Source organism: Geothermobacter ehrlichii (assembly GCF_008124615.1).
GTDB lineage: Bacteria > Desulfobacterota > Desulfuromonadia > Desulfuromonadales > Geothermobacteraceae > Geothermobacter > Geothermobacter ehrlichii.
Map to the genome: position 1 here is coordinate 15455 of NZ_VNIB01000005.1, position 13273 is coordinate 28727.

Here is a 13273-nt window from a genome sequence, read left to right on the forward strand (position 1 = left end):
GCAACGGGCAAAACGGTCCGCCGCCACCGCGCGGAGACTGGGATACTGTATACAAATTTGCTTGACAAGGCGGGGGGGAGGTTGATAAAACGATATTTGGAATTTGCGACCAGACAAGGTTTGCCATCCACGCCTGCTCCCGCAGGCCCGCCTTGCTCGGGTTTCTGTTATCATTGACAGCTTTGTTCGCGCCGGATTTCCCGCCGGAGAGAGACAGCCGGGGGCCGGCACCCAGCTAAAGGGGCAGTATTCATATTGGGCGGGCTCGTCCCGCAAGCTTCACATTCTGTAAAGGAGAGAGAGTTATGTCCACACTGAAAGAAGTCCTGCGTCAGAAGATCGAGGAGCATCGTCCGCGTACCGTCCGTCTGCTCAAGGAGCATGGCGACGTCAGCCTCGGCGAGGTGACCATCTCCCAGGCCATCGGCGGCGCCCGCGGTGTCAAGTGCCTGGTCACCGACATCTCCTACCTCGATCCCTACGAGGGAATCCGGTTCCGCGGCAAGACCATTCCGGAGACCTTCGAGGCCCTGCCCAAGGTTCCGGGTTCCGACTATCCCTATGTCGAGGGCTTCTGGTACTTCCTGATGACCGGCGAAGTGCCGACCATGGAGCAGACCCTGGAAGTGGTCGAGGACTGGAAGTCCCGGTCGCAGATTCCGGCCTACGTCATCGACGTGCTGCGCGCCATGCCGCGTGACTCGCATCCGATGACCATGTTCTCCTCGGCCATCCTTGCCATGCAGCGCGACTCGGTCTTCGCCAAGAACTACCGCGAAGGCAAGTTCAACAAGATGACCTGCTGGGAGGACATGTACGAGGACGCCACCAACCTGATGGCGAAACTCGGTCCGATCGCCGCCTACATCTACCGCATGAAGTACAAGGGCGACACCCACATCGAGGCCGATCCGAATCTCGACATGGGCGGCAACTTCGCCCGCATGATGGGCGTCGACAAACCTTACGACGACGTCGCCCGCATGTACTTCATCCTGCACTCCGACCACGAGTCGGGCAACGTCTCGGCCCACACCACCCACCTGGTCGCATCGGCCCTGTCCGACGCCTACTATGCCTACAGCGCCGGCATCAACGGCCTGGCCGGTCCGCTGCACGGTCTGGCCAACCAGGAAGTGCTCGCCTGGACCCAGAATTTCATGGCCAAGCTCGGCGGCGAGGTTCCGACCAAGGAGCGGCTGGAGCAGGCCCTGTGGGATACCCTCAACAGCGGCCAGGTCATTCCCGGCTACGGTCACGCCGTTCTGCGCAAGACCGACCCGCGCTACACCGCTCAGCGCGAGTTCTGCCTGAAGACCGAAGGGCTGAAGGACTACCCGCTGTTCAAGCTGGTCAGCATGATCTACGAAGTGGCTCCGGGCGTGCTGCAGGAGCACGGCAAGGCCAAGAATCCCTGGCCGAACGTCGACGCCCAGTCCGGTGTCATCCAGTGGTACTACGGCGTCACCGAGTACGACTTCTACACCGTTCTGTTCGGTGTCGGCCGCGCTCTCGGCTGCCTGGCCAACATCACCTGGGATCGCGCTCTCGGTTATCCCATCGAGCGTCCCAAGTCGGTTACCACTGCCATGTTGGAAGAGGCTGCCGGCATCAAGTAAGCCGATGCGAGATGGCGAATGTGAAGAGGGATGCCTTCGGGCATCCCTCTTTTTTTTTCGGGGGGCGGTCCTTTTGCTCCGGCTTTCGCGTTGCGCCCCTCTTCGCTTGTTTTGGGATTGGGCGTCAGGCGGCAGGCGCCTGGAGTCTAGCACCCGGCACCCGATATTTCCTACTTCTTGTCGATGCGGGTGGCGTAGATGAGGATCTTGCGGTCGGTGTAGGCTTCGACCTCGCCGGCGAAGGTCTCGATCTGGAAGTAGTCGTGCATCTTCGCGGGAGCGTCGATGAAGAACTGGTTCAGTTTCTTTACGCCGGCGGCGTCGAGCCCCGCCCGCCGGGCCCATTCCTGGAAATCGTGGGTTTTGGGAAAGATCAGGGTTTTTTCGACCTTGAACAGGGCTTCTTCCACCATGGTTATCCATTCCTGCTCGGTGTAGGCCCGCACGTGGGTCGGGTCGCGCATCTGTTCGAAGGTCTGGTAGAATTCGGCGATTTCCGGGTCTTCCGGCAGCAGGGTGTCGATGATCACCATGCGGCCGACGTGCCGACGCAGCACCCGGTGAAATTCGCGCAGCGCCCTTGGTACGTCGGTGAAATGGTGCGGGGCGATGCGGCAGGTCAGGGCGGTGAATGAGCCGGCCGGAAAGGGCAGATCCTCGGCGTCGGCCTCGCGGAAGGTGACGTTGTCGACGCCGCCTTCCTCGCTCAGGTATTCCTGGGCCTTTTTCAGCATCTGCATGGTCAGGTCGGAGGCGACCACCGACCTGACGTGCGGAGCGAAGAAAAGAGCAGTGTGCCCGCCGCCGCAGGCGATGTCGAGCAGGGTGTCGTCCTGGGTCGGCTTCATCAGTTCCAGCGCCGCCTCGAGGTCGGCGCCGCCGGCGAAGCCTTTGCCCCTGATGTAGCCCTCGGCTGTGCGGGAGAACTGCTCGCGCACCCGGGTCTTGAAATCCTTTGCCATGGGTCACTCCACGAAATTTTCCCCACATTATAGCATTTGTGCAGGAAAATGGATGAAAATTGCTGACGAAAACGGTCGGCGATCGGCGCTTTTGCGGATGATCTGTTTTGGGCTGGCGGATTGGGAACGCGATTTGCTGTGTCACAGCAGGTTTGGCCCATGGCGGGTGTTTCCGGCCGCCGGCGGGGCTGTTGGCGGCGAAAAGCTGCCGCCCTGTTGCCCGATTCGACAAAAAGCTAACCCGGAGGATGCTGTCTGGTGGAATCTGTCGCCCCTACCCTGATCGAACTCGGACGCGAGCTGGTCAAGGAGTTTCTCTACATCCTGCCCTATCTGGCGGCCGGCGTGCTGCTGGAAGCCGTCATCCGCACCTTTCGCTGGCATGTCAAGATCCGGCACGCCCTGACCCGGTTCGGAACCTGGTCGATTGTCGTCGCCACCCTGCTCGGGGTGATCAGTCCGCTCTGCGCCTGCGCCACGCTGCCGCTGGTCATTTCCCTGATGCTGGCGGGGCTGCCACTGGCGCCGGCCATGTCGCTGCTGGTGACCTCGCCGCTGATGAGTCCGGCCTCCTATTCCATGCTGTCGGGCATGCTCGGCATCGGCTGGGCCAGCACGGTGACCGTCTGCGCCGTGCTGCTCGGCCTGTTCGCCGGCCTGGTCACCCACCTGCTGCGCGACCGGGGGTTCCGGGAGGACGAACTTTTCCGCAAGGCGCTGCCGCAAGGGGACTTTCACGATCCAGACTACCCGGTTGAAGAGCTGCGCTGCGAATGTGGCAAGCAGCTCTCGCACCGGGTCAACCGCTGCACCCACAACAAGTTTCTGGTCTTTCTGGCGCGCTTCTGGGAGGGGAGCCTGAAGATCGGCCGCTTCGCCCTGATCGGCATGGTGATCGAGGTGCTGGCGGAATTCTTCATTCCCAACCAGTGGCTGACCGCCCTGCTGGCCGGGGAGGGCGTGATGCCGATACTGGCCATCACCTTCGCCACTATCCCCCTGCATCTGCCGCAGGTGACCGCCGCCTCGATGATCTTCGGCTTTTTCCTGCCCGATCCGGGGCAGACCATCCCCCTCGCCAACGGGCCCGGCATCGCCATGCTGGTCGGCGGACCGGTGACCGCCCTGCCGGTGATGGGGATTTTTCTCAGCATGTTCAAGAAGCGGGTCTTCTTCCTCTACCTGGCGCTGTGCATCAGCGGCACGTTGACGCTGGCCTTTGCCTGGCGCTGGCTGGGAGGGTAGCAGGGGGCTGAAAAACTGTTGCTGGATGGCGATGCGGCGTTGAAAACAGCTTCAAAATGCTCATTTACCGATATTGTAAACTGCGCTTTTTCAGCCTCGCCTAGTCTCGCCTGCTCTCACGACGTTTTTCAACACCCTGTTGGGGGGGGGACAAAGGCTAGGGGGCGCTTCAGTCCCGCTCGTCGAGCCGACCGGCCAGCTCCGCCGTCAGCTGCCGCAGGGCGTCACGGTGTTCCGGCCGGGTCTCTGGGAGCTCCTCCAGCAGGGTCGCCAGCCGGCGGGCCGCCGCCAGGGTGGTCTTCAGCTTCTGCTGTCGCCGTTCGTCATCATCCTGCGTCGCGTCGGCCAGGGCGCGAAACTGTCGCCGCACCGTGGCCAGCGACTTTCCCTCGTCGAGCACGGCCTGGCGCAATTGTCGGTAGTCCTCCTCGTCGGCGTCCTGTTCTTCCCTGGCCTGGCGCAGCAGGTCGACGGCGCGGAAATCCGGCAGTGGCCGCAGGCTGTCCCGCTCGGCGACCAGCCGCGGCTCCTCCCGTTCGAGAAAATGGTAGGCCCGGGTCAGCTTCATCGCCGTCTGGGTGCGGATGCGGATTTCCTGTCGACAATACTCCTCAAAGGTGGCATAACCCCAGTCTGAAAAGAGTTTCTGCTGAAGGACCCGCTGCAGCTGTTCGCCGAGGCTGACCCAGGACGACTTGAAGTCCCTGGCCGACAGCAGAACCCGGTAGCGCGGCGAGTCGGGATCGAGCTGGCGCATGATGGTTTCGATGTGGTGTTCGGCTGCGGTCCTGGCGGTATTGGTCATTTTTGCAATCCCCTGTCGTGCCGGCATCGATGCCGGCGGCGACCAATCTAGCATTCTTTTCGGCGGGGGTAAATTCAGGGAGTGTTTTCGCCATGGCCATGAAACGGCTGAAGGTGGGCGCCGAGACGGCGCGCCAGTTGTCGACGGGGCATCCGTGGGTGATCGCCGACCGGGACACCGCCCGCTGGCCGAAGAGCCTCGGTATGGGGCAGGTGGTCGGACTGGAGTCGCCGCGGGGAGAGTTTCTCGCCACGGCCCTGGCCGAGCCGGGAGCCAGAATTGTCGCCCGCTGTCTCGACCGGCAGCCGGCGAACATCGACCGGGAGTGGTTTCGCCGCCGGCTGCGCCGGGCGGTAGAGCTGCGCCGCGCATGCATTCCGTCCGGCCGGACCGAGGCGATGCGGCTGGTCAACGGCGAGGGGGACGGACTGCCGGGGCTGACCCTCGATCGCTACGGCGACTGGCTGATGCTGCAGTTCTACACCCCGGCCTGGCAACCGCATCTCGACACGCTGGCGGCGGCGATCGGCCAGGAACTGCGCCCGCGGGGGCTCTATCTCAAGTTCCGGCCGCAGCAGACGCGCGAGCTGGCGGCCAAAGGCGGGGATGGCGATCTGGTGCGGCTGGTGGCGGGCGAGCCGGCGCCCGAACTGCTGCCGGTACGGGAGAACGGCCTTACCTTCCTGGTGCGGCTCAACGAGGGTCTGCACACCGGACTCTTTCTCGACCAGCGCGACAACCGCCGGCGGTTCCAGCAGGCCAGCCGGGACAGGGCGGTGCTCAACCTTTTCTGCTTCACCGGTGCCTTCAGCGTCGCGGCGCTGGCCGGCGGCGCCGCCAGCGTGACCAGCGTCGACGCCTCGCGCAGCTACCTCAACTGGTGCCGGCGCCATGTCGAGGCCAACGGTCTGCCGCAACAGCGCAGCGAGCTGGTGCGCGGCGACTGTTTTCAGGTGCTCGGGCGACTGGCGCAGCAGGGGCGCGTTTTTGATCTGGTCTTCGTCGATCCCCCCAGTTTCTCGACCGTCGGTCGGGGCCGGTTCACCACCCGGCGCGGCACCTCCGAGCTGGTGGCGGCGCTGCTGCCGGTGGTGCGGCCGGGTGGAATCATCTTCGCCTGTTCCAATCACCAGAAGGTCGACTGGGCCGAGTATCTGAAGGAGCTGCGGCGGGGCGCCGCCCACAGCGGCCGGACCCTGCAGGTGCTGGGCACCTGGGGGCAGGGTCCGGATTTTCCTTTCGCCGTCGGTTTTCCGGAGGGGCGTTATCTGAAGTGCGTCCAGCTCAGGCTGGAGCCGGAGGACTGACCGGCGCGGATGTCCGAAACCATGCCGCGCCGTCGGTGTGCGGTCGGGATTTCCCGGTCAGTTGAGGCGCTCTGCCCCCTCGATCATGATGGTCTCTTTCGGCACGTCCTGGTACATGCCGCGGGTGCCCGTGGCGACCTGCCGGATGGCGTCGACCGTCTCCATCCCTTCGACCACCCGGCCGAAGACGCAATAGCCCCAGCCCTGGGGATTCTTGCCGCTGTGGTCGAGCAAATCGTTGTCGCTGACATTGATGAAGAACTGGCTGGTGGCGCTGTGCGGATCCGAGGTGCGGGCCATGGCGATGGTGCCGCGGGCGTTGCTCAGCCCGTTGTCCGCCTCGTTGCGGATGGGCGGCCGGCCGGCCGTCTTGGGGTGCAGTTCGGCGTCCAGGCCGCCACCCTGGATCATGAAGCCGTCGATCACCCGGTGGAAAATGGTGCCGACGTAGAAGCCGTCATCGACGTAGGCGAGAAAGTTGGCGACGGTTTCCGGCGCCCTGGCGGCGTCGAGTTCGAGGGTGATGTCCCCTTTCGAGGTGCGCAGGCGGACCTGCGGGTTCTTGTCGGTCATCGTTGACTCTCCTTCTGCAGTAAAAGAAACCCCCGCCGAAAGTGGCGGAGGTCGGGTTGGGCCGGTGAACGAACCGGCGATTGTTCCGTGGTCAGTTTAGGCGTCGGCGGGGCGCGGGGTCAAGAGCGTAGACAGAAAAACAGGGCAATGGTCGACCTTGTTCGGCCTGGGCGAAATGTGTTGCAGCCCAGATGCTCACCCGGCTGGTCATCTGGCGGCGCAGCTTGAGCAGACGACTATTCATTTCGGCCACGATCCTTGAAACGCTCCTGAACGATGTGGCCGATGCGACCATGTTTTCGGTTGAGGACCTGGGTATGGACTCCATTTGCCGATGTCGGGTGGGGAGATTTCAGGTCCCGCCAAGATCTGACAGCTTAAACACGCTATCGGCATGAACCCACGGTTTCGGGCAAGACTCGGGTCTCGCTCACGTCGCGTTGTCAAGCCCCTCTTTTTAATGATAGCGCAAGGCACTGTCAGTGCTGACCAGCCAGCAGCCAGCGGCCGAGTTCGGCGTTGTCGAGGTAGGGGCCGTGGACCGGATCCTGTTTGTCGGCCAGTGATTTCAGGTCGGTAACGCCGATGCCGCGCGCCAACAGCGGGACCAGGCTGTTGCTGTGTCGGGTTGTTCGCCAGTGTCCGTCTTCAAGTCCGCCGGTTTCATGATCGGCGGTGACGATCAGCAGAGTCTGTTTCCAGCCGCCGTGCCGTTCGACCCAGTCGCTGACCACGGCAACGCTGGCGGCGAAGTCGTCCAGTTCCTCGCGCATCCGCCCCGACTGATTGGCATGGCCGGCCCAGTCGATGGCGCCGCCTTCGATCATCAGGACCAGGCCGTCGGGGTCGTCGTCAAGGGCGTTGAGGGTTGCGCGGGTCAGTTCGGCCAGGGTCGGCGTTCCCGGGTTGAATGGAATCTCCCCCGCCTTCGCCAGCGGATTGCCGGAGCGTTTCTGCTGCAGGGTTGTGGCCACCGGGGCCAGAAGCAGCAGTCGTTTCGGGGTCGGTCCGTCCGCCAGCCGCTGGATGGCCGTCCGCTGATCCACCAGCGTCCAGGGGTCGGCCGTACCATCGCCATCGGCATCGCCTCCGGCTTGCCCCGCAACAATCTTCTGCCAGAGCTTCCGGCCGCCGACATAGAGATAGTTGTAGGCAGGCCGGGTGCGCGGTCGGCTGTCATCATCGTAACCCGGATGACCGGCCCCGGCGACGACATCGATGGGGCTTTCAAGCAGCATTTCGCGGGCGATTTCCGGGTAATTTTTGCGCGAAGGATTGTGGGCGACGAAGCCGGCCGGAGTGGCGTGGCTGATCGGCACCGTAGTGATCACGCCGGTCGCTTTGCCGAGCTTTTCGGCTGCTTCGAGCAGGTTCTCCACCGGCACCAGCCGGCCGTGATTGTCTCGGGCCATGCCGATGACCTCGCGCGCGGTCTTGTGGCCGGTTGCCAGCGTTGTGGCAGCCGCGGCGGAGTCGGTGGCCCCGGCAAACAGATAATCGGGATTTCGGGATACGCGTTCAGGGTCGTAGGAGCCTCCGGCCAGGTAGGTGCTCATGGCCGCCGCGAAGGAAAAGCAGGCGAAGGGCGGGTTGAAGCCGTCCTTCGGGCTCCAGTAGCCGGCCGCTTCGAGGTGGCCGAATCCCATGCCGTCGCCGATCATCAGAATCAGGTTTCTCGGCCGGGCAGGTTCGTTGGCGACAGCCCCGGGGGAGACGAAAAAGAGCAGCCCGCACAGGAGGATAAAAAAAAGCCGGAGCCCCGGGGTGGGACTTGCCGGCGAAGTGGTTCTGATTGGTTCTTCAGCCATACGGGAAAGATAGCGAAACTGTGTACATGCGGACACTTTTCTGCAGAGAGGGGAGGGTCCGTATCCTCAGGCGGAAATTCCGGGGTGAACATGCCGGTATCGGCCGGCGGCCTATTCGTCGAACAGAGATTCGGGCGAATCCTCAGTGAACAATTTTTTCGTCTGCTCGTCTGTCAACACGGCAAAAGCTTCCCTGACCGCCGCCAGGTGGCGAACTTTCATGTCCCCTTCGAATTTCGAAATCTTGCGGATCAATTGTTCCGCGGCATCCAGAGTCCAGTCCCCCTCAAGCAGATCTTCCAGTTCAAGACGGGCGATCTTCACTTCGGCGGCGGTTCGCAGGTTGTCACGACGGCAGGCAGCCTGAATTTCCTTCAGCCGTTCAACCTGGGCTTTCTGCAGTCCGAGTTCCTCGATTCGGTCGAGAAAAAACACTCTTTTCATCATGGTGTGCATCTTGCCCGGCTGCATGGGCATTTTGCCAGTGAGCATGCAGGTCATCATGTCGAGCCGGCCGGCAAGTGAAGTGGAGTTTGCCATGCAAGAAGGGCCCTGAGCGCCCCTCATTTTCATGGACATCATCGAATGCTCCATTCCCGGCCCCCGGTGCCCGTGTCCGTTTTGGGCAAAACCGGGAACGACCATGATGTTCAGAAGTAGAATGCCTGCCAGTGCGTACAGAAGTTTCTTTTTCATGATGACTCTCCTTTGGGGCTGGATCATGCGCAGGAGGTGCCGTTGTCAAGAGCTCTTCAACTCCTGCCGCGATGTTCGGATTCGCAATAACGATCTCCTCACCTTGGCAAACATTTCGGAAGACCGAAAAGGGACGATGCCCCGGTGATGGCCGCCCCTTGTGCAAGAGCGACGGGGTCAACGGACGGCCAGGTCACAGAAAATGGCCCACCTTTTCACAACGACATTCCGTGTCGGTTTCGGCTGGCGGTTTACCGGGCCGAACGGGAAGGTTGTGTTTCGTCATCGTCGCGGAAGATGGTAAGACGCTCAATCCCGCCGACAATGATGGGCCCGGCATGTCGGGGATGTTGCGTGCGAGGTTGTCCGGGCATGGATTAGAGTGTAGCGGGTTAAAGCAATAAAGCAACAGCGGTCTCCCGTCAGATGTCGCGACAGGAAAACTGCCCTGGTAGTTCCCGGTCAATGTTCAACCAGCTTGTGCGTCAGGCGATGGATCCTTTTTCTCGTCCTGACCGATATCCTGTATTTTTCAGCGGTCACACCGCCGATCCAGACCGTGCCGACCGGTCGGGCGCCCAGGTATCGCGAAAGCGTTCGCAGGGTCTTCATCGTGTCGTTGAAATACCTGCCGATCAGAGCCGGCGCGCCGCTGGCCGATACCAGGATCGACGCTTTGCGCCTGGTTTTGACGCGAAGGACGGGTGCACGCGCACCCCATGGCCAGTAGGCGAAACCGACGCACCGCTCGAGAAACCTTCTCGTCAGGGCGTTGACGCTGCCGGCGTTGGTGGGAGCGCCGATGACCAGAACATCGGCGGCCTCGATCCGTTGCAGCAGGTTTTCCATGTCGTCTTCGTGGATGCACCGGCCGCGGGACGGTCCCGGTGTCTGGAGGCAGGAGCGGCAGTTGGTGCAGAATGCGATGGTGCAGTCCTGCAGGTAGATCTTTTCGCTTTCGATGCCTTGTTGCTGCAGGGAGCTAACGATTTCACTGACGGCGGCGTCGACCGTTCCGCCCTTGCGGTAGCTGCCGACGATGGCGATGGCGGTTTTGCTCTTCGTCATGGTATACATCCGCGGCAGAGAAGACTACTCAAGCACCGGGCGTTCAGGTCCAGCTCCTCTGCAAAGCCCTGAAAAGCACAAGTCGACCCCGAGAAATTCCTGGTATTCCCGAAACAGGCGGCGGATTTCCACGATTTCACCGGCTGTCTGTACTGGAACGATGCGTATTCTGTTCATTGGTCGAGCAAACCGGTTCTTGGTGGGTTCCCGGATTGCATACCTGGTTCCTGAATCCGATACTCCAACAAGCTATCGAAAGAATGGACTGATAACAAGGACTATCCAACAAGGAGTCAATTTTCGCCATAGATCATTGTTTTTCGGTATTCACGTGGTTTTCTCTTAAAGGTCGGGAGGCGGAGTTACTTTTAAAATTTGAATTTTCCAGGCTGAACGGCTGTTGCAGGAAGCCAGTTGACATCTCCCCGTTGCAAACGTCACTATTTTATCTGTCAAATGAATTGGGGTATGCCTTGCCACGAAGTGCAGGCTTTTTTGCGCTTGCAGAATGACGCACATGGAGGAGGGGGAATGAAATACGCCAGGACGATACTGTCTGGACTGCTGATCGTTGCACTTGGCATCCTGCCGACAGGCTGTGGTTCCGGAGGAGGGGTCCCCACTTTCACCGTTGGCGGCACGGTGACGGGGCTTGACGGCACCCTGGTATTGCAGAACAACGGCAAAGACTCTCTAACCATAACCGCGGACGGTACATTCACCTTTGCCTCTCCCCAAGCCATCGGCTCCACCTGTAGCGTGACCATAGCCACGCAACCTCCTTCACAGAGCTGTTACGTGACGAACGGCTCCCGAACGATATCCGACGCGGATGTGGCTGATATCGAGGTGCATTGCTACGATTCGGGTACACCCGATCCTACCTTCGGTACGGCCGGTGTGGTGGTCTACGACAACCCCACTCAGACCCTCAGCTATTGGGATGACTGGGGGTGTGCCATTACAACCGATACCACCGGCAGAATCCTGGTTACGGGGGCGAGCTATGAATCCCATACGTTGACCGAGGATATGCTGGCCTGGCGCTACAACCCTGACGGTTCCCTTGATTCCTCCTTTGGTTCAGGTGGCGTGGTGACAGACCTCGGCGAAACTGCGAATACCGTCAACAGAGGGGTATCGGTGACGGTTGATGCAAACGGCAGGATTGTGATCATGGGAACCCGTCGCAATTTTGCCGGGAATCTGGACCTAGCCCTGTGGCGTTACAACGCCAACGGTGTCCTCGACGCCTCTTTTGGCAATGGTGGGATCGTGATTTCCGACAATGCCGCCGGCGGGAACAGGGACGATGCAGGATATGCAGGCATGATCGATTCCAGTGGCCGTATCCTGGTTGCGGGTGCCAGTGACAACGGCTCTGACCGGGACCTGGTTGTCTGGAGGTTTCGTGAGGATGGTACTCCCGATCTGACCTTTGGCAATGGGGGTGTTGTTGTCTATGATCATGCTGGCGGAAACCTTTGGGGTGATCAGGGTGTGGCGATTGCTGAAGATGCTGACGGCAAAATTCTGGTGACAGGGTATGTCGACAATGGCAGTAACAACGATATGGCCTTGTGGCGGTTCAATGCCGATGGGAGTCTTGATGCCAGCTTCGGCAACTCCGGCGTAGTTGTCGATGACAATGCTGCCGGGGGAAACGATAATGATGCAGGGCTGGGCTGTGCCCTCGATTTGACCGGCAGGATTCTTGTCACGGGCTGGAGCATGAACGGTCATGACGGTGACATGGTTCTCTGGGCTTTTAATGGTGACGGTTCCCCCGATATGACTTTCGGCAATGCCGGGAAGGTTGTTTTTGCCGGCCCGGATGCCAGTTTATGGGGGGACATAGGCAATGGCCTCCTTGTCGACGCCAATGGCAGGATCGTGGTCGTCGGGGCCATAGGCCGCACTTCTGGCCCGGACATGGCGGTTTGGCGCTTCAATCCGGACGGTACCCCTGATGTGACTTTTGGCACAGGCGGAGTTATGGTATACGATGCGGCATTCGATGCAGGGGGCATTGATGATGTGGGGTGGGCTTTAACGATCGATGCGGACGGCAAATTGCTTGTAACAGGGTACAGCCGCGGAGTTGTCAGTAGTGACATGGTCGTCTGGCGGGTGATTCCGTAGGAAAGAAGGAGAGGTAAGCCTCTTGGGATCGTTCACCTTCTACCCGGTCTTGGTCAAGCATCCCTGAAAAATTTCTAAATTTGAGAAAAACTCGATTGTACAATGACAAGGCAGTCGCTCCCGGTAAGGCAGATATCCGGGTAATTCCCTTCATTCAGGAGACCATCATGTATTTCCTGCTCTTTTACGATTACGTCGAAAATGTCGTCGAGCGGCGGGCCCCCTACCGCGAGGAGCACCTTGCCCTGGCGCGGGAATTTCTTGACAGGGGAGAACTCGTACTGGGTGGAGCCTATGCTGATCCGGTAGACGGTGCCGCCCTGGTGTTCAGGGTGGAGGCTCGTGACCGGGTCGAGGAGTTCGTTCGCAGGGATCCCTATGTCGCTCACGGGATCGTGACGGGCTGGCGGATCAGGGAATGGACGGTCGTCGTCGGTACCGCCGCCCTGTAAGTGCCCGGCGCCAGGCGAAGATCACAGGCTCCAGGAATTCCCACGAACTGCGCATTGCCGACAGTTATTCTGAACCATTCTTGCGGGGTATATTGAGCCAGTGTCCCTGACACAGCCTCCCCCCGTCACAGATAGGTGGCCATCACCAGATCTTCCTGCCTCTCTACAGCCTCAACCCCCTTCCAGTGGTGTTTTGTTGCTCTGGGTGTCGAAATGTTTCAGGTGGGGGGGCAGGGAAAGGTAACGGCCACGGTGACGTGGGCGCGGCTGTAGGCATTCTGCTCCCAAGCGTTTCCGACGATGGTCACGGCGGGATGCCGAGGTTGTTGTGCACTCACTGCGGGCTGACCAAGGGCTGGATGGACATGGTGGGTTCGCTGTAGCACATTCGGGATTCAGTGCCCGCCGCCTGGGTGAAAACAAGAAAACCCGCCTTCCGGCGGGTTTTCTTCTGGGCCAAGGGCCCTGTCTGGTTGTGGTACCGAAGGCCGGATTCGAACCGGCACGCCCTGAGGGCATCGGTTTTTGAGACCGACGTGTCTACCAATTCCACCACTTCGGCAAAAGCGAAAGGAATTATAGTGAGTCGTCCGGCG

General features: G+C 61.0%; 12 protein-coding genes and 1 tRNA gene. 6 read left to right on the forward strand and 7 right to left on the reverse strand.

All coding sequences use genetic code 11. The features are described 5' to 3' along the window. The first annotated feature begins 305 nt into the window (after nt 1-305). Complete coding sequence (locus EDC39_RS06605) at nt 306-1619, forward strand: citrate (Si)-synthase (protein WP_148895599.1); 1314 nt, start codon at nt 306-308, stop codon at nt 1617-1619. Nucleotides 1620-1789: 170 nt separating this feature from the next. On the opposite strand, the gene EDC39_RS06610 is transcribed toward EDC39_RS06605, so the two are convergent. After that, on the reverse strand, nt 1790-2581 hold the full coding sequence (locus EDC39_RS06610) for a class I SAM-dependent methyltransferase (RefSeq protein WP_148895600.1): 792 nt from the start codon (nt 2579-2581) through the stop codon (nt 1790-1792). Between the two features lie 52 nt (nt 2582-2633). Between EDC39_RS06610 and EDC39_RS06615 the strand changes: the two genes are divergently transcribed. Both EDC39_RS06615 and EDC39_RS06620 read left to right on the forward strand, forming a co-directional pair. After that, nucleotides 2634-2864, forward strand: a complete 231-nt coding sequence (locus EDC39_RS06615) for a hypothetical protein (RefSeq protein WP_148895601.1) — start codon at nt 2634-2636, stop codon at nt 2862-2864. Continuing rightward, complete coding sequence (locus EDC39_RS06620; RefSeq protein WP_187426681.1) at nt 2840-3826, forward strand: permease; 987 nt, start codon at nt 2840-2842, stop codon at nt 3824-3826. Before EDC39_RS06615 ends, EDC39_RS06620 begins: the two co-directional genes overlap by 25 nt. A gap of 169 nt (nt 3827-3995) precedes the next feature. Here the strand turns inward: EDC39_RS06620 and EDC39_RS06625 are convergent, their stop codons facing one another. After that, a complete protein-coding gene (locus EDC39_RS06625) occupies nt 3996-4631 on the reverse strand; it encodes a hypothetical protein (RefSeq protein WP_148895603.1) in 636 nt (211 codons plus the stop codon). Nucleotides 4632-4723: 92 nt separating this feature from the next. Here EDC39_RS06625 and EDC39_RS06630 point away from each other — a divergent pair, with 92 nt between their 5' ends. Further along, nucleotides 4724-5938 carry a class I SAM-dependent rRNA methyltransferase gene (locus EDC39_RS06630; RefSeq protein ID WP_148895604.1) on the forward strand — a complete coding sequence of 405 codons (1215 nt, stop codon included), beginning with the start codon at nt 4724-4726 and terminating at the stop codon, nt 5936-5938. A gap of 57 nt (nt 5939-5995) precedes the next feature. On the opposite strand, the gene EDC39_RS06635 is transcribed toward EDC39_RS06630, so the two are convergent. From EDC39_RS06635 to EDC39_RS06650, 4 genes are all read right to left on the reverse strand, one after another. Continuing rightward, nucleotides 5996-6511: a peptidylprolyl isomerase gene (locus tag EDC39_RS06635; protein ID WP_148895605.1), complete on the reverse strand. Its 516-nt coding sequence runs from the start codon at nt 6509-6511 to the stop codon at nt 5996-5998. A gap of 479 nt (nt 6512-6990) precedes the next feature. After that, nucleotides 6991-8319: an alkaline phosphatase gene (locus EDC39_RS06640; RefSeq protein WP_148895606.1), complete on the reverse strand. Its 1329-nt coding sequence runs from the start codon at nt 8317-8319 to the stop codon at nt 6991-6993. Nucleotides 8320-8430: 111 nt separating this feature from the next. Then, the gene (locus EDC39_RS06645) at nt 8431-9015 is read right to left on the reverse strand and encodes a hypothetical protein (protein ID WP_148895607.1); all 585 of its coding nucleotides are present in this window, start codon (nt 9013-9015) and stop codon (nt 8431-8433) included. A 462-nt stretch (nt 9016-9477) separates the two neighbouring features. After that, the gene (locus EDC39_RS06650; protein WP_148895608.1) at nt 9478-10083 is read right to left on the reverse strand and encodes a flavodoxin family protein; all 606 of its coding nucleotides are present in this window, start codon (nt 10081-10083) and stop codon (nt 9478-9480) included. A gap of 531 nt (nt 10084-10614) precedes the next feature. Here EDC39_RS06650 and EDC39_RS06655 point away from each other — a divergent pair. Further along, nucleotides 10615-12225 (forward strand): delta-60 repeat domain-containing protein, encoded by a 1611-nt coding sequence (locus EDC39_RS06655; protein WP_187426683.1) that lies wholly within the window; start codon nt 10615-10617, stop codon nt 12223-12225. Nucleotides 12226-12392: 167 nt separating this feature from the next. Then, nucleotides 12393-12677, forward strand: coding sequence for a YciI-like protein (locus EDC39_RS06660; RefSeq protein ID WP_148895610.1), 285 nt, complete (start codon nt 12393-12395; stop codon nt 12675-12677). Between the two features lie 476 nt (nt 12678-13153). On the opposite strand, the gene EDC39_RS06665 is transcribed toward EDC39_RS06660, so the two are convergent. Further along, nucleotides 13154-13239 (reverse strand) — tRNA-Leu (locus EDC39_RS06665). Nucleotides 13240-13273: the final 34 nt, after the last annotated feature.